At 33.1% G+C, this 26,269-nt stretch carries 18 protein-coding genes; 12 read left to right on the forward strand and 6 right to left on the reverse strand.

Translation table 11 applies throughout. The features are described from left to right. Positions 1-205: 205 nt before the first annotated feature. Complete coding sequence (locus R2I74_RS01140; RefSeq protein ID WP_316353272.1) at positions 206-1,915, reverse strand: hypothetical protein; 1,710 nt, start codon at positions 1,913-1,915, stop codon at positions 206-208. A gap of 316 nt (positions 1,916-2,231) precedes the next feature. Here R2I74_RS01140 and R2I74_RS01145 point away from each other — a divergent pair, with 316 nt between their 5' ends. Continuing rightward, positions 2,232-3,236, forward strand: a complete 1,005-nt coding sequence (locus R2I74_RS01145; RefSeq protein WP_316353273.1) for an IS701 family transposase — start codon at positions 2,232-2,234, stop codon at positions 3,234-3,236. On the opposite strand, the gene R2I74_RS01150 is transcribed toward R2I74_RS01145, so the two are convergent. Next, on the reverse strand, positions 3,151-3,798 hold the full coding sequence (locus R2I74_RS01150; RefSeq protein WP_316353274.1) for an IS630 family transposase: 648 nt from the start codon (positions 3,796-3,798) through the stop codon (positions 3,151-3,153). The genes R2I74_RS01145 and R2I74_RS01150 overlap by 86 nt on opposite strands. Further along, entirely contained in the window at positions 3,792-4,277 is a 486-nt protein-coding gene (locus tag R2I74_RS01155; RefSeq protein WP_316353080.1) for a helix-turn-helix domain-containing protein, read from the reverse strand. Before R2I74_RS01155 ends, R2I74_RS01150 begins: the two co-directional genes overlap by 7 nt. 365 nt (positions 4,278-4,642) lie before the next feature. Here R2I74_RS01155 and pgsA point away from each other — a divergent pair, with 365 nt between their 5' ends. Together pgsA and R2I74_RS01165 are read left to right on the forward strand one after the other, a co-directional pair. Then, positions 4,643-5,191, forward strand: coding sequence for a CDP-diacylglycerol--glycerol-3-phosphate 3-phosphatidyltransferase (pgsA, locus tag R2I74_RS01160; protein WP_316353275.1), 549 nt, complete (start codon positions 4,643-4,645; stop codon positions 5,189-5,191). Between the two features lie 33 nt (positions 5,192-5,224). Further along, positions 5,225-6,652, forward strand: coding sequence for an NAD-dependent succinate-semialdehyde dehydrogenase (locus R2I74_RS01165; protein ID WP_316353276.1), 1,428 nt, complete (start codon positions 5,225-5,227; stop codon positions 6,650-6,652). Positions 6,653-6,923: 271 nt separating this feature from the next. Here R2I74_RS01165 and R2I74_RS01170 read toward each other — a convergent pair whose 3' ends face one another. Then, on the reverse strand, positions 6,924-8,756 hold the full coding sequence (locus tag R2I74_RS01170) for a ribonucleoside-diphosphate reductase subunit alpha (protein WP_316353277.1): 1,833 nt from the start codon (positions 8,754-8,756) through the stop codon (positions 6,924-6,926). 245 nt (positions 8,757-9,001) lie between these two features. On the opposite strand from R2I74_RS01170, the gene queF reads away from it, so the two are divergent. From queF to R2I74_RS01210, 7 genes are all read left to right on the forward strand, one after another. Further along, the gene (gene queF, locus R2I74_RS01175; RefSeq protein WP_316353279.1) at positions 9,002-9,823 is read left to right on the forward strand and encodes an NADPH-dependent 7-cyano-7-deazaguanine reductase QueF; all 822 of its coding nucleotides are present in this window, start codon (positions 9,002-9,004) and stop codon (positions 9,821-9,823) included. A gap of 70 nt (positions 9,824-9,893) precedes the next feature. Beyond that, a complete protein-coding gene (locus tag R2I74_RS01180; RefSeq protein WP_316353280.1) occupies positions 9,894-10,583 on the forward strand; it encodes a hypothetical protein in 690 nt (229 codons plus the stop codon). A 381-nt stretch (positions 10,584-10,964) separates the two neighbouring features. Continuing rightward, the gene (locus R2I74_RS01185; RefSeq protein WP_316353281.1) at positions 10,965-12,482 is read left to right on the forward strand and encodes an Npt1/Npt2 family nucleotide transporter; all 1,518 of its coding nucleotides are present in this window, start codon (positions 10,965-10,967) and stop codon (positions 12,480-12,482) included. Between the two features lie 180 nt (positions 12,483-12,662). Continuing rightward, a complete protein-coding gene (locus tag R2I74_RS01190; protein ID WP_316353282.1) occupies positions 12,663-14,354 on the forward strand; it encodes a hypothetical protein in 1,692 nt (563 codons plus the stop codon). Positions 14,355-14,510: 156 nt separating this feature from the next. Continuing rightward, positions 14,511-15,494, forward strand: coding sequence for a polyprenyl synthetase family protein (locus R2I74_RS01195; RefSeq protein ID WP_316353283.1), 984 nt, complete (start codon positions 14,511-14,513; stop codon positions 15,492-15,494). Between the two features lie 218 nt (positions 15,495-15,712). Continuing rightward, positions 15,713-16,747: a COX15/CtaA family protein gene (locus R2I74_RS01200; protein WP_316353284.1), complete on the forward strand. Its 1,035-nt coding sequence runs from the start codon at positions 15,713-15,715 to the stop codon at positions 16,745-16,747. A gap of 338 nt (positions 16,748-17,085) precedes the next feature. Next, entirely contained in the window at positions 17,086-17,910 is an 825-nt protein-coding gene (locus R2I74_RS01210; RefSeq protein WP_316353286.1) for a hypothetical protein, read from the forward strand. Here R2I74_RS01210 and R2I74_RS01215 read toward each other — a convergent pair. After that, a protein-coding gene (locus R2I74_RS01215) for an IS5 family transposase (RefSeq protein ID WP_316353063.1) occupies positions 17,884-18,713 on the reverse strand; the annotation gives its coding sequence in 2 pieces (ribosomal slippage) (positions 17,884-18,323 and positions 18,323-18,713; 831 coding nt in all). The two genes, R2I74_RS01210 and R2I74_RS01215, sit on opposite strands and share 27 nt — an antisense overlap. An 81-nt stretch (positions 18,714-18,794) precedes the next feature. On the opposite strand from R2I74_RS01215, the gene R2I74_RS01220 reads away from it, so the two are divergent. Continuing rightward, positions 18,795-21,629 (forward strand): pentapeptide repeat-containing protein, encoded by a 2,835-nt coding sequence (locus R2I74_RS01220; protein WP_316353287.1) that lies wholly within the window; start codon positions 18,795-18,797, stop codon positions 21,627-21,629. A gap of 497 nt (positions 21,630-22,126) precedes the next feature. On the opposite strand, the gene R2I74_RS01225 is transcribed toward R2I74_RS01220, so the two are convergent. Then, positions 22,127-23,311, reverse strand: coding sequence for a TMEM43 family protein (locus R2I74_RS01225; protein ID WP_316353289.1), 1,185 nt, complete (start codon positions 23,309-23,311; stop codon positions 22,127-22,129). 492 nt (positions 23,312-23,803) lie between these two features. Between R2I74_RS01225 and R2I74_RS08265 the strand changes: the two genes are divergently transcribed. Next, positions 23,804-26,224 (forward strand): hypothetical protein, encoded by a 2,421-nt coding sequence (locus R2I74_RS08265; RefSeq protein WP_410520587.1) that lies wholly within the window; start codon positions 23,804-23,806, stop codon positions 26,222-26,224. The last annotated feature ends 45 nt before the right edge of the window (positions 26,225-26,269 follow it).

The raw sequence follows: 26,269 nt of genomic DNA on the forward strand, positions 1-26,269 counted from the left end.
AAATCTAAGTTTGTTTTGTAGATAACATTAATTCTATTAATTCAATATTTATCTAATTTAGATAATGTGATAGTCTAGATAATATTATCAAAGAGTCAAACATAAATGAGGATTTATGATTTTATGAGAACAAATTTAGATATAGAGTGTAATAAAATTGAGCAAGAACTCATAGTATTTCTACCATGAGTTCTTTTTAAGTTAATCAATTATTTTCAAAAAAGTTAGACTGTTCACCAGCATTTTTGATTTGTATATCTTCTGGGACATGATTAAAATCCAGTTCCATTTGCTCTTGTTGAAAATTAGCTTCTTCCATTTGCATTTGTTGTTTTTGTATGTATTCAGCTTCTACTTTTTTTAGAACATTTTCTACAAAACCTCGTTGCTCCTGATTTTTACAATTGTTAAGAACAGCTGCTGTAAATTTCAAATCATTAGTATCAAGGTAATCTGACCATTGATTAAAACCAAATTTTACTAAAGCATTTATATTAGCACTTATCCAATTATCTTTATTATTAATGATCATATCAATTATTATTGGTAAATTTGATGATGGCATTTTAGTATATTTTACTTCTGGGAAAATGGATAAAGCTTCTGATAAAGTAAAGTTGTTGTGTTTAGCAAATTGAACTAGCATTAAACCTTCGTTAACTTTAAATCCCAATTCTTTTATTGGTTTAGTAATTTCTTGAAGAGATTTATCAAAAGTTATTTGCTCTACTAATTTATTTAATATTAATGAAGTATTAAGTGTAAAGGTAAGATTATATTTTTCCTTAGTAATTTGTAACAATTTAACTAGATCATTATTGTTTCCTATTTTTTCGAAATGAGCAATTTTCTCTAATACCAAGCCACCACCTAGATCTTCTAGTTGTTGAGTTAACTCTATATTCTTAAGTGCTTTTAATACTTTTATTAATTGCTGCAATGATAATTGATCTGGACAATTGTTTATTAAAGTGCCAAATAAATTATTTTTATTCAACTCCAAAAATTTACTAAATAATTCCGTTATATTATTAAATTTGTCAGTTTTATTACCTTCCGGAGTTAAAGATAATTTTGATAACATAATCAGAGACTCATAAAGAGTTTTAGGGTTACTCATAATGGCAGAAATTAATGATTCTTGTTGTTCAAAGGGTATGTCCTGATTCAGCATTACCATGACATCCTCATCAAATGAGAATGAATTGCCAGTCAGGAGCTTAAAGGTTTTATTATAATCTTGTTTAAATAGCGTTTCTCTGAATTCATTCTTTAAAAAATGCGGTTTTAGTTGTTGTTCTAGATGATTGTCTCCAACACTACAATGTTGTAAATGTTTGTTAGCTTTAATCATATTTAGTATAGTTTGACTATCTTTGTAGTTAAAGTAACCAGCAATATAAAATTGTTTTAAGTGTGTATTATTGGCAAACATTTTATAAGCTTTTTCTAATACTATTGGCAAGTTGTTATAGTACTCTGCTGTACTCATATTATTTTGTGTATCACGGTAATATAAGTATATTGTTTCAATATTCTGGTTTTTATTTTCAGCTAAAAAATCTAAAACTAATGAATATAAGTATTCATTGACAACGTTAGCAATACCCGGAGTAAGTATAGTAGTTAGACTTTTTGTATTTAATAAGTCTAAATATTGCTTGTTAGATGTTATAGTTAGATTACCAACATATATTGTCGATATCGTGCCACCAGATAGTGTGATAATATTTAATATTTGTTCAGCTGAAGCTCTATCAGACCAGATACCATTTGCTCCTGTTATCTCTGAATCATTAGATATATTTTGGTAATCCTTGGTAAGCTGATAATCATCAGATCTTAAAACTATCGTCTTTCCAGAGACACCATAACCGCTACTTGAGTAACCTTTTTCTTCAATTTTGTACTTCACAACATACCATACTGTTAATATTAATAGAACATTGTTATATTTTTATTAATAAATGTCAATAACTTTCTGTTGTGAAATTTTAAGTGAAGAGGATGAGTAGTTTTGTTTTTATAAACACCATAAAAATAAAAAATTTTATGACTAATCAGTAATTTTTATTATTGTATCATATAATTGTGATATATGCTTCTTAAGACGTTATTAAGTAATACCGATTGCAATAATTAACACGGTCAGGACTTCCGCAAGACTAATGAAATTAGATAAGAATCGAGATATTATGGGAGTATAATGTAATTTAGATTGTGAGTATAAGATGACTACAAGAATAGATTATTGTCAGTATTTATTATCGAGCCAGACAAATTATACTATTACAAATTTTGCTGATCATGTAGAAGGTTTAAGCGACGACAGGGTCAGAAGATATCTAGCGAATGCTAAATTATCACCAAGATTAATATGGGAACACGGTAAAGAAGAGATTATCTTCAGCGCTAACGGCAAGTTGCTATTTGACGATAGCGTATTAGATAAAAGTTACTCGAATAATATAGATGAAGTCAGGTATCAATATAGCGGCAATGCCAAGGAAGTAATAAAAGGCATAGGTATTGTGACCTGTGTTTATGTTAATCCTGAAGAGAATAAGTTTTGGATAATAGATTATAGGATATTCAATCCCGATAAAGACGGTTTAACTAAAATAGATCACGTTAAAGAAATGCTGCGTAATGCTCATTATAGCAAAAAGGTTGCATTTAACACAGTACTTATGGATAGTTGGTATGCGACAACCTCGATTCTACTTCAAATAGAAACTATCGGTAAATATTACTATTGTCCTATCAAAAGTAATCGTTTAGTAGACGATAGCAACGGTAATAAGGCTTACTGTAGAGTTGATTCTTTGGATTGGAGTACTGATGATATTAGCAACGGTAAGATTATCAAGATTCATAAATTTCCTAAAGATCATAAAGTGAAATTATTCAGAGTAACTGTTTCTACCAACAGAACTGACTATGTCGTCACAAACGACATGGCTCAAAATTCGCTTGATGCTGTACAACAAGAGTATGGCTTCAGGTGGAAGATTGAGGAATTTCATCGTGAAGTCAAGCAAGTCACCGGTATTGAAAAGTGCCAATGTAGAATAGGAAGAATACAGAGAAATCATATAGCTTGCGCTATCATGGTCTGGAATTGTTTGAAAAAAGCTGCAAATGCTGCTTCTAGCACCGTATATCAGCTAAAGAGCGGGTTATTAAGGAACTATTTAATCCAGGAATTAAAGAGCCCTGTCGTGCGATTTGCGTAAGTCCTGACGGTGTATTTATCCAGTCTCTATACATAATTGATTTTACTAAATCTACATTCTGAGCAAGTTGATTCCAAGCGTAACAAGCCATAGTGACAATATCTTCATATGCACCGTAACATTGGTTAGACAAGAAATGATTTTTGATCCACTCCCAAACTTGTTCCATTGCATTAAGTTCTGGTGCATAAGGCGGAAGCGGTATCAAAGTGATATTGCTTGGAACAGTTAGTTTTTTGGCTGTGTGCCAACCTGCATTATCCATTAGTAAAGCTATATGTCGGTTGCTTTGAGTAGTGAGAGAAAGGTCTTCTAAGAATTTATTCATTGCCCGTGTGTTGGCATATGGTAAAATTAATGCAAAAGATTCTCCCGTATCATGGCAAGCAGCTCCGTAAATGTATGTTGAAATGAATTGCTGTTGCCGAACTTTACGGGGTCTAGTGCCGCGTTTAGCCCATATACGAGTTAAGCTACCTTGTTGCCCAACTCGAGTTTCATCCTGAGACCATATATCAACGTTACATCTATCGATATTTTTTGGTAATAATTCTGTTAACATGTCTGGGAAGTTTTTTTATATGTATTTTGAGTCTCTTGATTTGACTTTGGATGCATTGAACGAGAAGTAATCCAGCTAAAACCAAGGCGATGCATAGTATTGTAGACTGTTTTTAAAGCGCATTTAGCGCCATATTCCTCAAGCAACATGTTATGTAGCTCCTTTGCGGTTATATACCCGCCAGTTTCACTTTCACTGAGCATATTGATTTTATCAAAAAGAGCAGATTCTTGTAGAGTGTTAATCTTCCTAGGAGCGCCGCTTCTTTGTGATTCAAATAAACCTTCAAAACCATGATTTCTAAATCTTCTGAGCCATGATTGCACGGTTTTCCAGTGCAACTTCACTATTGCAGATATGGCTTTAAAAGATTTGCCTAATTGAAGGTGATACATCGCCAATAAACGTATGCGATTCCGACCATGCGGCTCATGTTTCATCATTTTTATAAAATCATGATCATGAAAACCTAGCGGCAATATTAACTTAGCTATTTGAGTACCTTTTATCCGTTAAAAATCCATTTTAGGCCACCGCGTTAATTATTGCAATTGGTATAACGTCAGTTACCAATTAAAATATTTTATTAAAACTATAGAAGCCAGTTCTAGCCGTCATTGCAAGGGAGCGGGAGTTTCTAACAATTTTAATTGGCAACTGGCGTTAAGTACAAAAATAATCAAATGATCAGCAATAGGTCTCTTGCATAACCTAAAAATGGTTGAGGAATTTTTCAGACAAAGATACAGACAAGTATCACAAGTGTCGCTATAGTACATGCTGCGACTTAAGTAAAATTTTGACAACATAAATTATAAATCAGATATAGTTTGCAAGAGGTCTAATGAGTATTGATAAAAATTTACCAAATTATCTTACAGTAGCAAGAATTGTTATTATTCCAATTATTGTACTTACTTTTTATTTTGAGGATGCTAAATTCGCTCATAGAGTAGGAGCCTTATTATTTATTTTTGCGAGTATCACTGATTTTTTTGACGGTTATTTGGCGCGTAAATTTCATTTAATATCAAGTTTTGGAAAAATGTTTGATCCAATAGCGGATAAACTATTGGTTGGTTGTGTAATTGTAATGCTAGTAAAAAAAGGGCGTGCCGGAGAAATTCCTTGTTTGCTGATTTTGGCACGTGAATTTGTAGTAGCGGGTTTACGAGAATTTTTAGCTCAAGTTCGAATCAGTGTACCAGTATCCAGGCTTGCTAAAATCAAGACATTTGTCCAAATGTTTGCGCTAAGCATATTAATTCTTGGTTCTCGTGGATCTGGTATCGAATGTTTAGATACATTGGGTCAAATATCATTATGGGTAGCAGCTTTGCTTACAGTAATTACTGGGTTTTCATATTTAAAGGCTTGTAGTAAGTATTTTTAGCTAAATCTGTATAACAGCAGGAGTAAAATAGAAATGGAATTGTTAAATTTTATTAATGGTAAAAATTATATTGCAGGGAACTGGGTAAAAGTAGTTGATCAATTGTCAGTAATTAATCCAGCAACTGGAGAAGCCATTGCTACTGTTCCAAATTTAACAGATGAGCTGGTATTGGCAGCTGTTGATAATAGTGTTGCGGGTTTTAGTATTTGGTCACAAATGACTGTCGAGCAAAGAGCAAAGATTTTACGATCATGGCATCAGCTGGTGCTTGAGCATATCACAGAGCTGACTTATATTGTAACCATTGAGAATGGTAAAATATTGGAAGATGCAAAACGTGAAATATTATATGGCGCAGCTTTTATTGAGTGGTTTACTGATATAATAGGTCAGGTAAGTGGCGCAATCATTCATGGTAATAATTTTAGACATAAAGTAATTACTGAATATGAGCCAGTTGGACCTGTGGCTGCCATCACTCCATGGAATTTTCCAAGTGCTATGGTTGCCAGAAAATTAGCACCAGCTCTGGCTGCTGGCTGTAGCGTCATTTTAAAACCTTCTGGACTTACTCCACTATCGGCTTTGGCGTTAGTAAAATTAGCAGCTGATGCCGGTTTGCCGGCTGGAGTAGTCAACGTTATTACCGGAGATTCCAATAAAATTGGTAAGATTATTACTCAAGATTTTCGTATTAGAAAATTATCTTTTACCGGTTCAACAGAAGTAGGGAAAAAGCTTTATCAGGATTGTGCCGGTACGATCAAGCGTTTATCATTAGAATTAGGAGGAAATGCACCATTCATAATATTTGCTGATGCTGATTTAGAAAAAGCAGCTACCGATTTAATTACTGCAAAAATACGTAGTGGAGGGCAGTCTTGCGTTTCTCCTAACCGAGTTTTTGTTGAGGAGGCAATTTATGATCAATTCATTGCAATTCTAGTAGGTAAATTCGCTGCTTTAAAAGTAGGTAATGGTATAGAAAGCACCTCTGATATTGGTCCATTAATTAATGCTAAAGCAGTAGAAAAGATTTTAGCTTTATTAAGTGATGCGACTGATGTTGGAGCAAAAATTATTTGTGGTGGCAAGGCTTTAAAGAATTTTTTAGATCCAACTATAGTAGTAGATTGTAATGAGCAGATGAAAATTTTTCATACTGAAATTTTTGGTCCGGTAATTGCTTGCTATAAATTTAAAACAATTGAACAGGTGATAGAGTTAGCTAATAAAACTGAATATGGTCTACAATCTTATATATACTCCTCTAAGCTTGAGATTATTCATAAAATGTCGGCGCAATTAGATTTTGGCATGGTGTCAATTAATTCACCACTGCCGACCAATGCGAAAGCAGCTTTTGCAGGGCGCAAGGCCTCCGGTTTTGGTATTGAAGGCTCTAGAGATGGAATATTTGAGTATTTAAATACTAAATATGTGAATCTAACGATCTAACAATGCTCTTAAACTAAGAGTGTTCAATAAACCTATATACGTCAAGTTAAGGAAAAAGAGACGATAACCAAATCGTCATTGCAAGCTGCTCCTCTCCGCCCCATGTCATTGCGAGACCATGTTAGTTCCCCCTACGCATTGCTAGCGCTTCCTCGTCATTGCGAGGCTTTAGCCGAAGCATCTTACTATAACTGGATTGCTTCGACCATAAATGGTCTCGCAATGACGTGCTCTATTTTTATATTGACACAGTTCATTGTACACTCTCGAATTATTGACATGATAAACATTCCTCATATAATACAGTATCTTTGTCTTGTAATATTTTATCATGTTGTTGTTCGATATCTTTGAAATCTACCTTAATTACTTCATGCGATACTTTATCAGCTCGTTGAATTGAAGTTGATCTACAGTAATATAAGCTTTTGATGCCGCATTTCCAAGCTTTGAAATGCAAATCATGCAAGTACTTTTTACTAACGTCACCCAATAGAAAAATATTTAGCGATTGTGCCTGTGAAATATAAGGTGTACGATCACTAGCAAGCTCTATCAGCCAGTTCTGGTCTATTTCATAAGCAGTTTTAAAAATATCTTTTTCATGCGCTGATAAAAAGGTTAAGTGTTGTACTGAGCCTTCGTGTGTTGAAATTGAGGACCACACCTGATCATTATTAAATCCTTTTTGTTGCAGTAACTGTTCCAGATTTTTATTACGTACATTAAATGACCCAGTTAGAGTTTTTTGAGTAAAGCTATTGGCGGCAAAAGGTTCAATACCTGGTGAGGCATTACCTGCTATTATAGATATTGAAGCAGTGGGAGCGATAGCGGTTTTGTTGCTGAACCGTTCAGTTTTTTCAGCGTCGATAGCGTCTAAACATGCGCCACGTTCAACTGCGAGTATTAGTGACGATTTATCTACCTCGCTGGCAATATGTTTAAAAATCTTTTTATTCCATACTTTGGCCATTACTGATTCGATCGGCACATTATGTGCTTGTAGAAATGAGTGAAAGCCCATTACCCCAAGACCAACACTACGTTCACGCATTGCTGAATATTTAGCTTGAGTCATGGTATCTGGAGCAGTATTGATAAAATCTTCCAATACATTATCCAGAAATCGCATTACTGCTGGAATAAATTCCTGATCGTTTTGCCATAAATCAAAAGTTTCAAGATTTAGAGAAGATAAACAGCATACTGCTGTTCTAATATTACCCAAATGGTCTATACCAGTTGGTAAGGTAATTTCACTACATAAATTGGAGGTCTTGACTTTTAGGCCAAGTTGCTGGTGGTGATCAGGAATTTGTCGATTTACAGCGTCAATAAATAATAAATATGGCTCGCCAGTTTCAATTCTGGTAGTTAATAGCCTGACCCATAATTCTCGAGCTTTGACTGTATTTACTACTCTTTTATCAACGGGGCTAAGCAGCTTCCAATCACTATTATTTTCAACTGCATGCATAAAAGCATCAGGAATAACTACACCATGATGAATATTTAGAGCTCGGCGATTAGTATCGCCGCCTGTTGGTCGACGCAAATCAATAAATTCTTCAATTTCTGGGTGGTCGATCGGTAAGTACACCGCTGAGCTGCCACGTCTGATTGATCCTTGGGAAATAGCTAAAGTTAACGAATCTGCAACTTTAATAAATGGTAATATCCCTGAAGAGCTGCCTTTGCCTTGGATTGCTTCGTTGATTGAACGAACATTACCCCAATAGCTGCCAATACCACCCCCACGCGAGGCTAGCCATACATTCTCAGTCCATAAACCGACTATTCCTTCTAAACTATCATCAGTTTCATTCAAGAAACATGAAATCGGCATGCCACGATTAGTTCCACCGTTACTAAGTATCGGAGTAGCCGGCATAAACCATAATTTACTAATATAGTCATATAATTGCTCAGCATGTTTAATATCATCAGCATAATGGCTAGCAACTCGAGCAAATAGATCCTGAAAATCTTCGCCATCTAATAAATATCTATCTTGTAATACTGCTTTACCAAAATTGCTCAGTAAATTATTGCGTTCCTGGTTAGTTTGAATTTGAAATTTCAACGATTTTTGGTGAGTCATAGGATTAATTGTATCTGGTTTGGTTTGATAATTGATATTAATATAGTTAAATATATTACTTTAGGCAAACAAATAATTAGTACATTTGGTATGTTTTTTGTATTGACATACTATATATAGGGATCATTTGATTAGTCGGTTAATGGTATTTAAGCTTAATTAAACCTATATCAGGTAATATTCTATTAAATTATTTCAATTGAATTTAATAGATGTAGTGGTATAGTTTAGTATTTAGGAGTATCATGGAAAATATATTGCTTGGTAAAAGGACGGCGTATAAGGATGAATACGATCCTACATTACTATATCCAATTGCTCGCAAGCTTGCCAGAGATCAAATAGGGGTGGTGTCTCCTCTACCGTTTAAGGGATTTGATGTTTGGAATTGTTATGAAGTATCCTGGCTTCAGTATAGTGGTAAGCCTGAGGTAAGAGTGATGGAGATTATTATCCCAGCTGATTCTGAAAATATTATTGAATCAAAATCATTAAAATTATACCTGAATTCATTGAATAACACTAAATTTAATGATGATAATCAAGTGGTAGAGTTAATGCAAAGTGATCTAAGTAAGACGATAAAATCTCCGGTTACGATTCATTGTCAAACTTTAGATGCATATAGTAATTTAGAATTAAGCAATTTTACTGGTGTTAATATCGATTTGTTGGATGTTAGCATTGGTGATTATAATATAAATACCAATTTATTATCGCTATCTAAAGAAAAACTACTGGTAGAAGAGGTGCTGTACTCAAATTTACTAAAATCAAATTGTTGTGTAACTGGTCAACCTGATTGGGCTTCAATTCAAATTAGTTATAAAGGACTAAAAATAGATCATTCTGCGTTGTTGAAGTATTTAATATCTTTTCGTAATCATCAAGAATTCCACGAGCAATGCGTAGAGCGGGTCTTTACTGATATAAAAAATAGATGTAATCCTGAGAAACTTACGGTGTATGCAAGATATACTAGGCGAGGGGGAGTGGATATTAACCCTATTCGTTCAACTGATTTAAATGTAACGCATATAGAAAACTTACGACAGATTCGTCAATAATTTTTGACTATATTAGTAAATGTAGATGATCATTCTGAAATAGCAACACATTTAGATAGAAGGTATATTTATGCATAAACATAAGTCAAATGTCACCAAGTTACATAAGTCAAGAATTAAGAAAATAGCTTCTACTGACATTAATATTGACGAAGAAGATCAGGAGATGGTACAAGAGGAAGTTTTTTCATTACCAAATACAATGAAGGTTAGATCAGTAGATGATAATAGCAGTGAGTCGCTAGCGGTTTCTGGTAATATTAGACTTCCTCATAAACTAAAGCATGAGAGTGAAGGAGGCGCGGAACCTCGACCAGCAGCGTATGTTTGTTTTGTTTCGGATTCGAGTACTACGCAAAAGCACAAATCATCTGCAGAAGTAGAGTTTGTGAGGAAATCTATTTTAAAATGTGATATTATAGAAGGCGTAAATAAAGTAGTTAATAATTATACGCAGGTTACTAATAATACTATTGATAAGCTAGTTGATGATGCAAATATAAATATATATTTTGCCAAAGAAGTATTGAGCGCTTGTACCACCATGTTTGATCATGCTATACAAGAAAATATGATTATTAGTAAAGATATGCTCCAATTGCGAGATGTTTCTGATGTACTAAATTTTCAACGTAAGGTTGTTAGTGAGAGTTTCAATAATTTTGCTGATTTATTTTTAAATATTAGTAATATTGGCCAAAATTTGATCAATAAAAAAATGGAAAATTCCGCAAGCTTTGTTGATAAACATATTAAATGATTTAAAAGAGTGTTCGCGGAAATCTACGCGTCAAATTAAGGAAAAGAGACGATATAACCGTCATTGCTTCGACCATAAATGGTTTGAGCTGAGGACTGGGTGGGATCTGCTTCATTTCCTTAACTTGATGCGTAGACTCAAGCAAGACGAGTCTTAATTTAATTGGCAACTGGTGTTAATTAGAGTATAGATGCAAACAAAACGTTGACTAGACCTCTTGTATTTTTATATTTCAAGTAAAATTTTATTCTAATAGACTGCTATTATCATAAGATTTGCCTTAAAATATAAAAATATCATCTTGATGTTGTATTTACATCTATCCTCATGGCTAATTATGCTATAACATTCGTGGACTAATAAATATTTTTCTTTGTATATATGTCAACGAGCACACTTAAAAAAAAATTTTTTGCCACCTTTAAAGAGGTAATATGGCCAATAGAAAAAGGAGAAATGAGGCTCTTTTTACCTATGGCGTTAATGATGTTGTGTGTGCTATTTAATTTTGCTGCGCTTAGATCGTTGAAAGATGGTTTGGTAGTACCGGAGGTAGGGGCGGAAGCAATAAGTTTTCTTAAATTATGGCTTGTATTGCCGTCGTCCGTGATATTTACTATAGTTTATGCTAAACTGAGTAATATCTTTAGTTTTGAGCGTGTTTTTTATATAGTGATAACTATTTTTTTGTGTATTTTTTTGTTATTTGCATATTTGCTTTATCCTAATCAAGCTTCTTATCATCCAGATGCTGCTTTAATTCATAAATTAGCCTTGCACTATTCAAATCTAAAGTGGTTTATACAAATAGCTGGCAAATGGAGCTATGCTTTAATGTATATATTTTCTGAATTGTGGAGCGTGGTAATAATTAATCTGATGTTTTGGCAATTTGCTAATCATATTTTTGATACTGCTCAAGCAAAGCGCTTTTACCCAATTCTGGGGATGGTTGGTAATTTTGGTTTGATTCTTGCTGGTAATGTGTTAATGACTTTCTCAGATGTTGCCGAAGTATTGGATTACACGACCCCAGAGTACCAGATGCAATGTCAAAAAATGCTGCAGCCAATAATATTATCAATAGTTTTTGCCGGCATTGCTGCAATGATTTTATTTAAGATTATTAATAGCATCATCTTAAAAGAAGAAGGTTTTCGTGATAAATTTCATCGGGTAACAGAAGATAGTAAGACTAGGCTTTCTTTAATTGAAAGTATTAGATTAATAATGAATTCCAGGTATATATGCCATATCGTAGTTTTGGTACTATGCTATGGTTTAGTAATTAATTTATTAGAGGGACCGTGGAAAGCAAAATTACGGGAATGTTATCCAAATACTATTGAGTATGTTAATTTTATGGGGCAATTCAATATTTATATGGGAATTGCTAGTATTACATTTATGATTATCGGTAGCAATGTTTTGCGGAAATTGAGCTGGATTACGGCCGCTTTATTTACCCCAGCAATGATTTTTATTACTGGTACAATATTTTTTACTTTTATAATTTTTGCCAAAGAAATTACTATTTGGGATATTACAGTAAATCCAGTTTTTGCGGCAGTAATAGTTGGAGCAATACAAAATATTTTAAGTAAATCGACAAAATATTCCTTATTTGATTCTACCAAGGAGATGGCTTATATTCCTTTATCTCTTGAGTTGCGTACTAAAGGAAAAGCAACTGCTGAGATCATAGGCCTTAAGTTTGGTAAATCTTTAGGTGCTTTTGTACAGTCTGGTATTTTTATAATACTACCGATGGCCAGCTTTAACTCAATATCATTTTATTTGATGATTATTTTTATGATATTTATTGTAATTTGGGTTCGGAGTGTAATTAGTTTAAATAAAGAATATCTGGCAGTATGTAATACCAATCATTATAATTAACTATCACGTTGTCAAACTTCATTACTTGCGATGCTCACGTACTCGAGTGTACGCTGCGCTTCTTGACCTTTGTTTTACTAGTGCTAGTTTAATTCTAATGATTGGTATCGGCTGATTTTGTTGTGTGTAGTATGGAAACAAAGAGTGCTGTGATTTTATACAGTTTATTAAGAGGTAGCTTTGTATAGAAGTTCTTATTTAAAAAGATTCTTAAAATATTGTTTTTGGACAATATGTTCTTTAGTTATAGTTTATAGCTTAACTTGGTTTGTATCGCTTAATCTAATTTCAGCTTCTATAAACAGGCAATATGCTAATCAGCAAATAAATATAGTTGAGCCAAGCCATGGCTTGGAATATTATATAAAATTTGATAAAGTGATTCCGGTTGGATATCCTTTTAAAATTGCGATTAAATTTATAAATTGGAATGAAGAAGGTAAGTCTAATAAAATTGAATATAAAGATCCTCTTATCATTGGCTATGATTTGCTTAAAAACAGAATATTTATTCATTTTGCTGGTGAAATCAATGCCTGGTATAAACCCGTACAATCTAAATTTGGATCAAAAATTGTCATAGGTGATTCTTATAATAGTTTTAGATTACCATTTAGTAGTAAATTAATAAAAACTATTGCAAATAAAAACAATTGGTTTGAAATTATAAATTTTATCAAAGATTTTGAATCGAGATTATCAACCGTACAAATTTTTGATTTAGTAGATAATGAAAGATTATATGATGCTGATTATCAACTGATTAAATTATTTTTTAGTAAAAAGAAGTTTTACACCAGTTTAGAAGATTTCTTACAACATATACCACAAAGACTTGATATTACATACTCTACAAAAGTTAATCATGCAATTTCCGGCAGAAGATTTGCTCCAGAAAATTTGCTGCATAATTTTATATTGCCTTTTGCGTTTAATGGTGAGAGTAAAATTTATATAACAACTGAAGCTACAAATTTTACTGATCTAAAGAATGATTTAGTCATAGGTGTAACTTATGCTCCAGACGATTCAGTGGTGCATAAATTCAAGCCTAATATATTTTATAAACATAAGCATGATGGTGTTAATACTGATCTAATTGTAAATTGTGATGTAAATCTTGCTTTGAAAACCGGATTCTTTGATGGAGTGTTTGAATTATTGAAATATGTTATTGTCAATATTCCTACTAATCCTATGACTACTATATTTAAAGTTTGGTTAGAATATACCGTTGATAATAAAGATAAATTTAAATTAGGAATATTAGAAAATAGAGAGTACAATTTTGATTTAGATTTTTCTTTTGCTCGTCGGAAAGATGATTTGCAGTTGCAGATTAATAATTTTAGTATAACTTCTGGTAGAAGTAGCATCCGCCTTACTAATGAGAGCATAATCAAAGCTGGCATAGAATCTGATAAAAATTGGCATAGTAAAGGTTTAGGCGTTATTAATAATTATCAGAAGGTCGTAGATTTATTATTAGAGAATGCTTATGTATTCAAAAAATTTGGTGGAGAGACGGAAGCTAGTAGATTATTATATTCTGATACAGCAAAGCATTTTTTGAAAACTATTTCTGATTATCCTGATTCCACATCAGATGACTTAAGTTTAGAATATAATTTCAATTCTAATAATTTAATCAAAAGCAAAATTGGTAATACGGAATTAGGAAAAATTAAACTCTTGTACTATCTGGCTTTATATAGAAAAACAGTTGAGCAAATTAAAGCTGGAGATAATATTTTAGATAAAATGAGAGAATTTGCGCCGGAACTAGACCAAGATCAAAAACAGTTTTTAGAACAATTAATGCTTAAGCCATTTGAATTGAAACAGGATACTTGGCAGCAACTTATTGAGTAAACAGATACTTGTTGACTGACCGACGCTATATATATCAAGATCTTTAATGTTTATGTAAGGCTGTTTGCACTTCCTAAGGTTCTATTGTTTTCGGCACTTGTTTGATGTTAGTCTTTAACTACTCACACTCTTTATCATTTTCATGGAGCATATAATTTGGGCCTTATTCGAGATATCCAGAAAAATTTAACTGAAGATCTTAGCGCTATGAATGATATAATAGCAAGCTATTTAGTAGCGCGAGAAGAATTAGTAGCTTTGGTAGGTAAGTACTTAATTGATGGTGGTGGTAAAAGAATCAGGCCGTTACTTACTATATTATCCAGTAAAATGTTTGAGTATAGTGGAGAGAATCATATTCGGCTTGCGGCTGCAGTTGAGTTTATCCATACAGCTACTTTATTACATGATGATGTGGTAGACGAGAGCACAGTGCGTAGATTTAAACCGACAGCCAATGTGATCTGGGGTAGTAAGTCTAGTATTCTGGTTGGTGATTTCTTGTTTAGTCAGTCTTTTAAATTAATGGTTGAGACTAGGTCGATTGCAGCAATGCAGTCATTATCAAAAGCTTCGGCTATTATTGCTGAAGGAGAAGTAGCACAGTTAGTAAAACTAAAAGAAAGGCGCTTAATTACTATAGAAGAATATCAAGGAGTAATCGCTGCGAAAACCGCTGAGCTATTTGCAGCTGCTTGCGAAGTTGGAGCTATTATTGCTGATCAGCCATTAGCGAACTGTAAGATTTTATGGAATTTTGGAATGGTGTTAGGTAATATTTTTCAAATTATTGATGATTTACTTGATTATTTTGGTAGTGAACAAGAGATTGGCAAGAATATTGCTGATGATTTTTTAGAGGGTAAAGTTACTTTACCGCTAATTTTACTTTATGATAGTTTAGTGCCAGAAGAGCAGGCTAAGTTAGTAGCGATGATTGAGAATGATAACAGATCTTGGGATGATTTTTTATTAATCAAGAAATTATTAGACCAATATGCTATAAAAGAGCAGATAATGGTCTATTTGGAGTCTTTAAAGCTTGAAGCACATTCCTGGTTAAAGCAAATTAGTGTTACTAATATATATAAGGATTATTTAGCTGATTTAGTTGAGTTTACTGTAAACCGGTCATTTTAATTATATTTATCAATGCTATTACTACTTAATCGACATCAAAAGAATTATTTAATAATTGTGAGCGTTCACGAGTTTTTAAGTTTGAACGTTAGTATATCACATACAAGGTGTCATCACGAGGAGTCGTTAGACTCTGTGGTGATCCAGAAATCAGCTAGAGTGAGGAGAAGCGTACCTTATCAAGACTGGATTGCTTTGATTTTTAATAAAATCTCGCAATGACGATTTTTTCTAAAAACCGTGAATACTCACTAATAATTTGGTTAAGCATATGCTCTTTGATGGTAATCTTAATGATTTTTCTTGGAGGGTTAACCAGGCTAACCAACTCTGGGTTGTCGATAGTAGAATGGCAACCAATTTCAGGAATTATACCACCGCTAACTGACAACCATTGGTTAGAAGAATTTGCTAAATATCAGCGCTCTCCAGAATATTTACAACTTAATAATAGTATGAGTCTAGCCGAATTTAAATTTATTTTTTGGTTAGAATTTGTTCATCGGCTAGCTGGAAGAGTAACCGGATTAGTATATTTATTGCCTTTATTATATTTTTATCGACAAGGAATAATTGCTAGAACCACTAAAGTGTATCTAATAATATTATTATTATTTGCTGTTCAAGGGTTTATTGGCTGGTATATGGTAAAAAGTGGTTTAGAGAAGATGCCTTATGTTAGTCATTTTAGGTTAGCATTACATTTAATTATAGCTTTTATAATTTATACTTTATTATTTTGGCAGTTAATGATTAATGCTTGCAAAAATAAAATGCTTTTGCCTGGAGTTAATTTACAACCACTTAAATTATTATGCGGGTTATCACTAGCGATGATGTATTTGCAAATTATTATTGGCGGACTGACAGCCGGCCTTGATGCTGGTTTAGTCTATAACAGTTTTCCACTAATGGGGACAAAATTTATTGCAGAAGAAATCAGCATAAGTGCTGTTGGTTTTGAAAGTCTTAATGATCCGGTATTTGTTCAGTTCTTGCATAGAAGTTGTGCATATTTAATCATGGTAATAGTGAGTATAATTATTATTAAGTTGTGTTATATAAATAATTCCAAGTTACGTATAATTAATTACTGTATAATATTAGCTTTGTTATTGCAGGTTCTTGTTGGCGTTCTAACGATTATATACGCTGTTCCTATCACCCTAGCTTTGATTCATCAAATTGGAGCTGTTATATTGTTATCTTGTTTATTGTGGTGTTATTATAGTATTAGTAGTTATAACAGCTAAGCTCTGCTTATACGAGCTACTGTGGTATTTTCCACGATTGTGAATCGCTTGCAATCAATAGACCTCTTTCGAAACTCTACATTCTGTGGATGATTTGTACGTCGATCCGGTACTCGAATCCTCACGCACCAAAAAGTGCGCTGCGGGTCGAGGTTCCATGTCTCCTTCAAATCCTCTCCCTTCGCTGAGTTTCGAAAGAGGTCTAATTTTTGATGAAATTTTTTGCAAAAAGAGAAAAATGGTTGATTTTTTCTGCAAAGAATTCACACGCTATTAATTAATTGTTAATTTATCCTTATGTGTTATACGAAGGTAACAATCTTATTCAAGAGAGTTTGATGGCAGAAGAATCAGAGTTAGAGAAAAAGAAGAAATCATGGCAGGGCATTCAGAATGCGTTGGATAGTGTACTTTCTGGGAAAACTGATAGTTTATTAGGTAGTATAATCAAAGACTTTACTCCGAATGAAACTACTGGCAAAGCTCCAGGTATAAGTTTCGGTTCTATCTGGAAAGCCATAAAATTTGCTGTTACTCATCCTATAGATACCTTTAACATGATAAAATTAGCGCGATCAGATCCAGCAATTTATAAAGACCCGGATTTTCAGAAAGAGGTATTAGGAAACCAAAAATTATGGGATAAGGTCAAAGAAAAAGCTGATGGTTTACCTGCAGTTGGCAAAATGTTGGATGGATTTGGAATTAAAGAATTTAGTAAAGATGGTATCTTAGATCAAAATGGACTTAAAAATATTGGTGCTGCTCTAAAAAATGAAGAAACCTTAAAAGATATCAAAAATATTGCGCTTAATGCAATTTCACCTAATGCCGATTTCATGAAGATTACCTCGGATGGTCTAGGGTTATTAGCTAAAGACCCAAATATGACACAGTACTTGAAGAATAATGGTAAAGCAATCGGTGAATATACAACAGCTAAGTTGACTACTGTCGCTCAAACGGATGTTACAAGAACTCTTGACAATATATCCAAGGATGCTAAATACTCTTCAGCACAAACTCTGTTGCAAGGTAACCCAGGACTTAAAAATCAGTTTACTCAAATAATAGCCAATAATCTTGCCTATCCTGAACAAAAACAGGTTTTTGATACAATAGACCTCTTTCGAAACTCATTTACCAAGCTCCCAATTATATAAACCAGCAATTAAATTGAACCTAAGACCAAATCTTTTGCGTCTATTTCGATATTTATCAGCAATTATTTTAAAACGCTTTAACATACCGATAACATTTTCATTTAATACTCTGTCACTTGCTAAACTTCTATTATTTTTCTTATCTTCTTTAGTTAAAGCATTCTTTTTACTCTTTTTCTTTGGTAGCTCAGAATTTGTATGAATCTTCTGTAAGCCTTGATAACCAGTATCAGTAATCACTTTAACCTCAGGCAGTATATGGGTTCTTGATTCTTTAAATAATTTAAAATCATGACGCTTACCATTGGAAAAAGAAGTGCATATGACTCGTTTGCTTTTCTTATCTACTACTATTTGAGTCTTTAACGTATGTCTTTTCTTTTTACCTGAGTAATAGTATTTCTGTTTTTTTGGGGTCGCTCTATAGGGCTTTCTGTAGCATCTATTAAAACTAATTCATACTCCATACCGCTTTTAACTAGAGCCTTCTTACCTGGAAGAGCAAAATCCGGATGTTTTATTAGAGTGTCTTCAACAAAACGAATTGTTTTAAATGCACTGCTTTCGCTAACTCCATAATTCTTAGCTATATGAAAATAGGTACGGTATTCCCTTAAATATTCAAGTGTCATTAATAGGCTGTCTTCCATACTAAGACTAGCTCTTCTGCCACCTTGGTACCTCCTATTTATTTGTTTCTCTGTCTTTAAAATCCCTACCATCTTTTCAAATGTACTATTTCTTACCCCTGTTAATCTTCTAAAATGCTCTTCCGATAAAATGCTTAAATTTTTATATCTCATATAGTTCTAAATTAAGTAAATTCGACTTTATAACATATTTAGTCCAGTTTCGAAAGAGGTCTAATTCCTGAATTCAAAAAATTGACAGCCCTACAACAAGATAACCTAAAATCATTATCAGAAGAAACTTCATCTAAAACACAACCATTTTTACAAGAAGCGTATGGCCTTGATAAAGCTAAAGCTGGTGCTCTTGCAGGTATTGTTCCAATTTTACTGGATTCACCAAAAGATTTAAAAACAGTATTTGATGGATTTCAAGCTGGTAATTACACCAAAATGACGACAGATTTACTGTCTATGGTTGATAAAAAGCCAGAAATTGCAGAATATTTTAAGGGCAATCGCGATATATTTGTAGATGTTTTAAATAAAACCTTTGAAAATACGCCAGCACTTAAAGACCTAAATCTTAAAGGAGAGTTATACGATATAGTACCGGCTCTGCTAAAACATCCCAAGGAACTAACCGATATTATTAATATCCAAAATACCGGTAATTACGGTGAAGTCGGTAAAAAATTTATCGATCTGGTACAAAGCGATCCGGAGATTAAAGGGTATTTTACCGAAAAAGGAGGATTGCTGGCGCAAATCTCAACCAAAGCGATGGGGATGGAAGCATATGGCATTAAAGATGATGAGGTTGGTAAGATTTTTGAAAGATTAATGGACAAGGAAAATGCACCAAAACTTCAAGGAGTCCTTGAATCCTATCAGAAAGGTGAGTGGACTAAAGTGATCATCTCAACTTGTGATCTGATAGACAAAGACCCGCAGTTTAAGCAATATATGAAAGATAACAAAGAAAATTTTGCTAAAATAGTAACTGCAGTCATTGATAGATCACCAAATTTTAAAAGCTATACCAACGGTGCTGATGTGGGGCATGTGGCCAGTGGTATTCTAGAAAATCCTAAAGTAATCAAAGATTTAGTAGAAGGATATGAAAAATATGCGAATAGTAAAGGCAAAATAGAAACGGTAGTTGCTGCCACCTCAATTGGTGTTGCGGGACTAAAAATTGCCGCGCAAAATGCTGGGGCAATATATGGTGCTGTAACTGGGTGGATATCAGGAGCAGATTCTGCGAAACAAAATCTGGTTAATGGTATTGTCCAGGAATTATCTGCTGTGGATCGCAGTAATGTTACAGAACCATTGAAACTTAATGATTTAGTAAAAAATAGTATTGCTAATAGTAATTTAAATCAAGAAAACCAAATTAAGGTAGATGCTTTAATTAATAAAAACATCTTATTTGATGGTGTTAATATTAAAGATAGCAAATTAGAAAATTTAACCATTGAAGGAAATAGCTTTGTTAATTCTACTATAGAAAAAACATCGTTTAAGAATACGGTATTTAGCAATGTCGGATTTAATGGTGCTAAACTAAAAGAGGTAGATTTTGCCGGAGCAACTATAGATGCTACTACTTTAAAAAATATGCTCGACTCTGTCAAGAAAGGTGGTATTGCTTTGGATGGAGTAAAGATAGTTGGCGATATATCTGGAGTTGATTTGTCTGGAGTATCGTTAAAAGGTGCTGATCTTAGTAAAGTTACTGCAATGAAAGATGTGAATCTTAAAGACACTAATTTAACTGATGGCAAATTTCCAGAAAATCAAAAATTATTAACCGATACCTATAACCTTGATAAGGCAGTGGTTACTGTTGGTGCAATTGCTCCGGAAACAATTAAAGAACAGCAAAATAAAGTAGTTGATAAAGCAGTAGAGCAAATTGCTAGCGTTGCTGATACAGTTGGCGAAAAAAAAATGAGTATCGAGCAAAAAACTAATCTTGGCCTCACCATAAAAGAACTTATCCAGGATGGTGGCGTTGTTGGTAAATATATACAAGATGGGTTAAGTGCAACTCCTAATGACGCAATCAATAAAAACTTTCCAATTAAGCCAGAACAAATAAGCCATGTTGCTGATTACAATGGTAAAACTAATAATATGATGACAATTCTTTTGGACAACAAAGATGGTGATCGCAAAACAATCAGTAATGCCGTAGCTGCTAATGTTATAGCTGATATCGTAACCACAAATTTATTTCAAGACGGCAAAGATAGAGGTAAAGACGGTTTGCTGATTAAAGAAGCAATGAAACAGGTGGTAACCAAATTTACTCAGGAAAATCCTGGTGCTGATCTTAATAAATCTTTAGGAACTCCTGAGGGACAGAATTTAATTGGAGAAATTAGTAAAGAGCTACAATCTAAAACTAAATACACCACTATTGGCAAAGTTACTGGAGGAATTTATCTACCACCGGAGGCTATTACTGAACCATTAGTAAATAAGTTAAAAGTACAAATGAATGATAGTTGTGGTACCACTAAATTCAATGAGCAAGAGCTAGCAAATATTAGAACCATGGCAGATAAAATCGGCACAAATTTATTTGGCACAGGAACAGAGGGTGCCAGAAAAAGTGATACCAAGCTTATTGAGCAGAATTTAAAAGATACATTTTATCAATTGAAAAAAGAGAATAAAGGAATAGATTTATCAGATACGATCAGCCAACAAACAGGTGAACTGGTAGGAACAGTAGATAAAAGATTGATTTCGACTGCTAGAACAGGGCTTACCGAATTATACTATAAAAACTCAACCTACACCAGTGCTGGGATGATAGGCACTGGCGGTATATATCTTGACGAAGCTAAAATTGGTAAAGAAGATTTTAGTGGGAAAATAAAACAAATGGTAAAAGATTCAGTGCAACCATCAATAGATAAAAAGGTAAAAATGTCTGAACTAGCAGAGCAGGCAATGATACAAAACCCGGAAATCAAAGGATTAATTAAACCTCAAACTGGTGATAAATCCCATCACCAGGAAATACCTATAAACCAAGATTTAAAGAAAAAAAATCCTTCTGTTACTGAAAGATAGTTTGAAGAGAGGATAGCTGTTAGTCACACAAGGAGTAGTATTGAATTTTAAGGTAATGTTAAGTGTGAAGCGGTGGTTCGGAGCGTTCACGGATTAAAAAATCGTCTGAGCTGAGGAGTGAAACGACGAAGCAATCCAGTTGGAATCAGTGTTTTTTAGCTATTTTCTGGATTGCTTCGTCGTTTCACTTCTCAGCTCAGACGGTGGTTGTAGCTTTGTAAGCCGCTGACTTGCGTTCAATCTTAAAAATCTATGAACGCTTATGTAATATTAGGAGTTATATCAAGATTGAAGATTGCTTTACGATTTTTTCGTGAATTATAGACACCGTCCAAAAACTCATTATGCTACCTGAAAGCTTTATTCATACGGTCTTCGCAATATTAACGAGCTTTTTTATCTCCGGCTTTAACAAGATTGTTTCATTCCTATTGCCGGGTACAAAAGGTGCTATAACGTTGCAATTCCTATCACTCAAGGAACAACCTTGTCGGGGTTTATGTCCAAGTTATATAGAAGATGTAGATAAACGCACTGTACAATAGTATTTTCATTAAACCACGAATAAGTTCTGTAAAAGCTACTCCTATCTTATTTTGTTTAATAATATGTTGTCCAACGAATGTAAAGCAGCCACTTAATATTAGTAAAATTGTAGCAAATTGTGGTTTATATGGTAACCATAATAATGCTATTATGACAAAACCAATGACTAATGCGACAATCATACTTACGAAGACCACTACTCCTGCATCAGTAATTTTTTTAAGTGGTGGATGTAGTATTGTACCACTTCCTATCCACAACATAATTATTGCTAATACACGCCAAAGCCACACAGTTGAAGAGTACATATGCATATTTTCTACAGTACGAAACATCATTTCTGCACTTTTATTTTGTGGTAGTAGCAGCGCAATATCACCATTTTTAGTAGAAAATGGTTCTATAATATTATTATTTTGCTTTCCAATCACACTGACTGGTATTGATGATCTAATTATACCATATTTGATACGCAAATCACCAATTTGTGGATTAAGAATGTTGCCTGAAAAATACTCTGTACCATTAATTTTCAGTGATTGCCTTAGCTGATTATCGATTAGGTTATATGTTTGTTGAGAAACAGGATACTCACTAAATTCATCCATCTGATTAATAAAGTTATTAGCTAGCTGAAACACACCAATATTGACTTTTGAAGCAGAGAAGGTATGGCTTTGGTATAGCATATTTGTTGGATTTTTATAATTAAGTTTATCATAGCTATTAAACTTATCAGAATCGATAAAGGCCTCTGACCATATTTGTTTATATGAATATATGTTAGATTTTTCTTTAGTTTCCTGCCATTGATACATTTCTACTATACGTTTTAATCTGAGCGCTTGTTCGTTAATGCCAAATAATTCGTCTTTAAGTAATTCGTTACTAATTGCTGTGCCAGAAATATGTACTAGCGCTCCATTATTGTTTGAATCTATTGTACTTGCAGATATAGAAATAATTGACTTACGCCCTATATCAAAGCTTTGCACTAATTCTATAGCCTCTTGTTCAAATAAATACAGTGCTAAAAAAGAAGCTATGAATAAAGTAATACCTATAACAATTCTAACCAAAGTTTTTAAAATCTCTTTTATTCCAAGTTTATGGTAGTTTTTCGAATCATTAGACATAAGTTCTGCATTATTAGATTACAATTTATGTTATGCAAAGATAGTTAAAATTTGCAAAGGTATGGTATAAATTTTGAGTTAAATATATAGAGCTTATGGTAAAAAAGCTAAAAAAATTAGGAAGGCATTAAGCCATAACGTAAGTTACCAATTAAAATATTTTTTAAACACCACAGAGACCAGTTCAAGCCGTCATTGCGAGGGAGCACAGCGAACGTGGCAATCCAGAAAATAATGATATTCAAGTAAAACTGGATTGCCACGTTCGCTGCGCTCTCTCGCAATGACGTAGAAATGGGAATTTTTAGCAGTTTTAATTGGCAACTCGCGTAAGCCATACAACTCGTTACGAGTTTCGCTACCCGAGTTTATTAAGTAAGGAAATTTTAATAATAATTAGTCTTAATAAGTATTTATTAGAATTTGGTATTATACTATTGAAATAAAAAAATTTATATAATATAATATAATAAATAAATGAAGAGAGTTATTATGAAGGCAAATAGTGATAATCCTGCAGATGTAAAGGTATTGCTCAAGAGATTAATCGATATGAATATAAATAGCGATCATCCCTTATATGCGTCAATGTTAAATATATTAACCGATATGAATACAAATGGCTATAACCACTCAAATAAATCTGCATTAGTCAAGGCATTATACGGTATAGAGACGAATAGAGATAATTCATCAAATATGTTGGCATTAAGCGGGGCATTAGTCAAGGCATTAAGTGCTCCACAAGGTATAGGTATTGATTATACCTTAAGTAAAAAGATGCCAGTATCGCAAGGTGAGTATAAATTCAAATTGGAAGAGTTCTATATAGAGAACTATACAGGTATAAAGAATAAAAATATCTACATAGATATGGTAATGAACGCACAAATACTACATAATGAAAATAGTTCTCGTCCTCACAACTTTAGCCCTATCATTAATAGGCTTAACTCTGAAGTTAAAATTATTAAAGCATTATTACGTTTTGTACCACTACGGGATTTAGATGTTACAGAACTAATAAATATATTTTTATTAAATTATTTCAATGATGCTAAAGAATTTTTTCTTTCTACTACATTATCTCCCTACATTATACGTCCAACTATAAAGCACCTGGCAGACACTTGTTTGTATAATTCAGATTACTTAGATTTAATATGTCAAATGTTAATTTCTGGTAATTATAAAGAACCAGAGTTATGGAAAATAGAAGGCTTAATCTTTCGTCCTGAAATTCTTAGTAAACTTCTCAAGGAGATGGCTAAAAATGATACTCTATTATCTACAGATATAATAGATACTATTACAAGTAATATTAAAGATAACCAATTGATCAAATACAAAAGTAAACTGGCTTTTAATATTATTAAAACATTAGTAGAAACCAAAGGAGCAAGTGGTCTTCCTATCTTTAATATAAATTCAGAAGGTTTTAGAACAATGCTTGCTGCTAGCGAAGATATAATTAATCAAAAGTTGCTAACATATTTATATGAGCATGGATTAAATCCTCTTGAAAATCATACAAAAGTCCCAGTAATAGTCACTGATAATCAATCTGCACATAAAGATGAGATTAGCAACAAAGCTCGAGAGCAACTAGTTAATCTCAGAAAGCAATTTCTTACAAGGGAAGGTATAGATCAGGAAGCTTTTTATCAAATTACAAATTGGGCTCATGAAAATCTTGAAAATCTTGAAAGTCTAGCAAATATGCCTACTGCACTAGCTTTTACATATCAACTTATTATGATTCGGACTTTAAGTGAGATTAGGTCATATATTATTGATCTAATAGCAGATAAAGCTGATCTTCGTATACAAACTATTACTTTTTTCGGTGATACAGTAGCAGTAGGAGTAAGAACTGGAGAAGGTCTTAACACAGTAACTAAACTCTTAGACACTGAGAAAGCTTTGGAATTAGCGCTGCAAGCATTTAATTACTTAAGTGCTGTGTCAACAGAACATTTGCCTTTTAGCGAAGTATTTTACTTGATGTGGAAGCAAGCTTGTAAACAAGAGATAGACAACCACAAATCACCATATTATTACCGTAGTGATATACTTAAAGTACTAGCGCAGATAGGATGTGAATATTATAAAAACGAATCAGGTATAGAATCAGTATGGAACCCGAGTTGTAATGGAGGAAGTTTTAATATATTACTACTTGATTTCTCAAAGCAACTAGAATTAAGTTCAGAAGAATATTATAAGGAACTCGCTAAAAAAGAAGAAGAACGAGCCATAAAAGAAGGCTTTACTCAATATGTTGTAGAAGAGTTTTTACCTAATTTAGATCAAGAGTTTTTAAAAGTGCTTTTTGAAGGCCTAAAACAGCCGTCAATCGATAATTGGCGATATAAGCAAGCGCTAACAGAGATATTACATCAAGCTCTTCATAATTTTCCACAAGCTGAGAATGCTGAGATATTAGCTACAAAAAAACTTACTATGATAGAAAAATTGTTGTTTGACTTGCCTAAAATTTATGTACCTTCAACTGAAGAATTAAAGAAAATTACAATTTGTAATTATTTTAAAAATGTATTTAAGCAAGAAGTGCATGATGAAAGTACTATTGAGAGCATAAAAGAACAGTTAAATCTTTTAATAGACCTCATTCGAAACTCTACTTCTGCGGATGATTTGTACGTCGATCCGGTACTCGAATCCGAAACAAACCAAAAGTACGCTGCGGGTCGAGGTGCAGTGTCTCCTTCAAATCCTCTCTCAGAAGCGAGTTTCGCAAGAGGTCTAATAAGTAAATTCAATAATGACTATGTTAATCCTGGTAAACTTACGAGAGAAGTAGCAAAATATCTAACCGAGCAAGGAGTGAATCTTAGTGATTTTAAAAAGCTAGATATTTATGTCGCTAGCCAAGTTAAAGAGGTTGTATAGCTAAACCTCTATAAAACGGTTATAATCAAAGGGTATAATTAAAAT

The organism is Candidatus Trichorickettsia mobilis, from assembly GCF_963422225.1.
In the GTDB taxonomy this organism is placed as follows: domain Bacteria; phylum Pseudomonadota; class Alphaproteobacteria; order Rickettsiales; family Rickettsiaceae; genus Trichorickettsia; species Trichorickettsia mobilis_B.

What these genes read in the sequence shown, in the direction of transcription:
- R2I74_RS01145 (WP_316353273.1), top strand. Translation starts at nt 2,232, where the DNA reads ATGACTACAAGAATAGATTATTGTCAGTATTTATTATCGAGCCAGACA.
- R2I74_RS01150 (WP_316353274.1), bottom strand. Translation starts at nt 3,798, where the DNA reads ATGTTAACAGAATTATTACCAAAAAATATCGATAGATGTAACGTTGAT.
- pgsA (WP_316353275.1), top strand. Translation starts at nt 4,643, where the DNA reads ATGAGTATTGATAAAAATTTACCAAATTATCTTACAGTAGCAAGAATT.
- R2I74_RS01165 (WP_316353276.1), top strand. Translation starts at nt 5,225, where the DNA reads ATGGAATTGTTAAATTTTATTAATGGTAAAAATTATATTGCAGGGAAC.
- R2I74_RS01170 (WP_316353277.1), bottom strand. Translation starts at nt 8,756, where the DNA reads ATGACTCACCAAAAATCGTTGAAATTTCAAATTCAAACTAACCAGGAA.
- queF (WP_316353279.1), top strand. Translation starts at nt 9,002, where the DNA reads ATGGAAAATATATTGCTTGGTAAAAGGACGGCGTATAAGGATGAATAC.
- R2I74_RS01180 (WP_316353280.1), top strand. Translation starts at nt 9,894, where the DNA reads ATGCATAAACATAAGTCAAATGTCACCAAGTTACATAAGTCAAGAATT.
- R2I74_RS01185 (WP_316353281.1), top strand. Translation starts at nt 10,965, where the DNA reads ATGTCAACGAGCACACTTAAAAAAAAATTTTTTGCCACCTTTAAAGAG.
- R2I74_RS01200 (WP_316353284.1), top strand. Translation starts at nt 15,713, where the DNA reads ATGACGATTTTTTCTAAAAACCGTGAATACTCACTAATAATTTGGTTA.
- R2I74_RS01210 (WP_316353286.1), top strand. Translation starts at nt 17,086, where the DNA reads ATGGCAGAAGAATCAGAGTTAGAGAAAAAGAAGAAATCATGGCAGGGC.
- R2I74_RS01225 (WP_316353289.1), bottom strand. Translation starts at nt 23,311, where the DNA reads ATGTCTAATGATTCGAAAAACTACCATAAACTTGGAATAAAAGAGATT.
- R2I74_RS08265 (WP_410520587.1), top strand. Translation starts at nt 23,804, where the DNA reads ATGAAGGCAAATAGTGATAATCCTGCAGATGTAAAGGTATTGCTCAAG.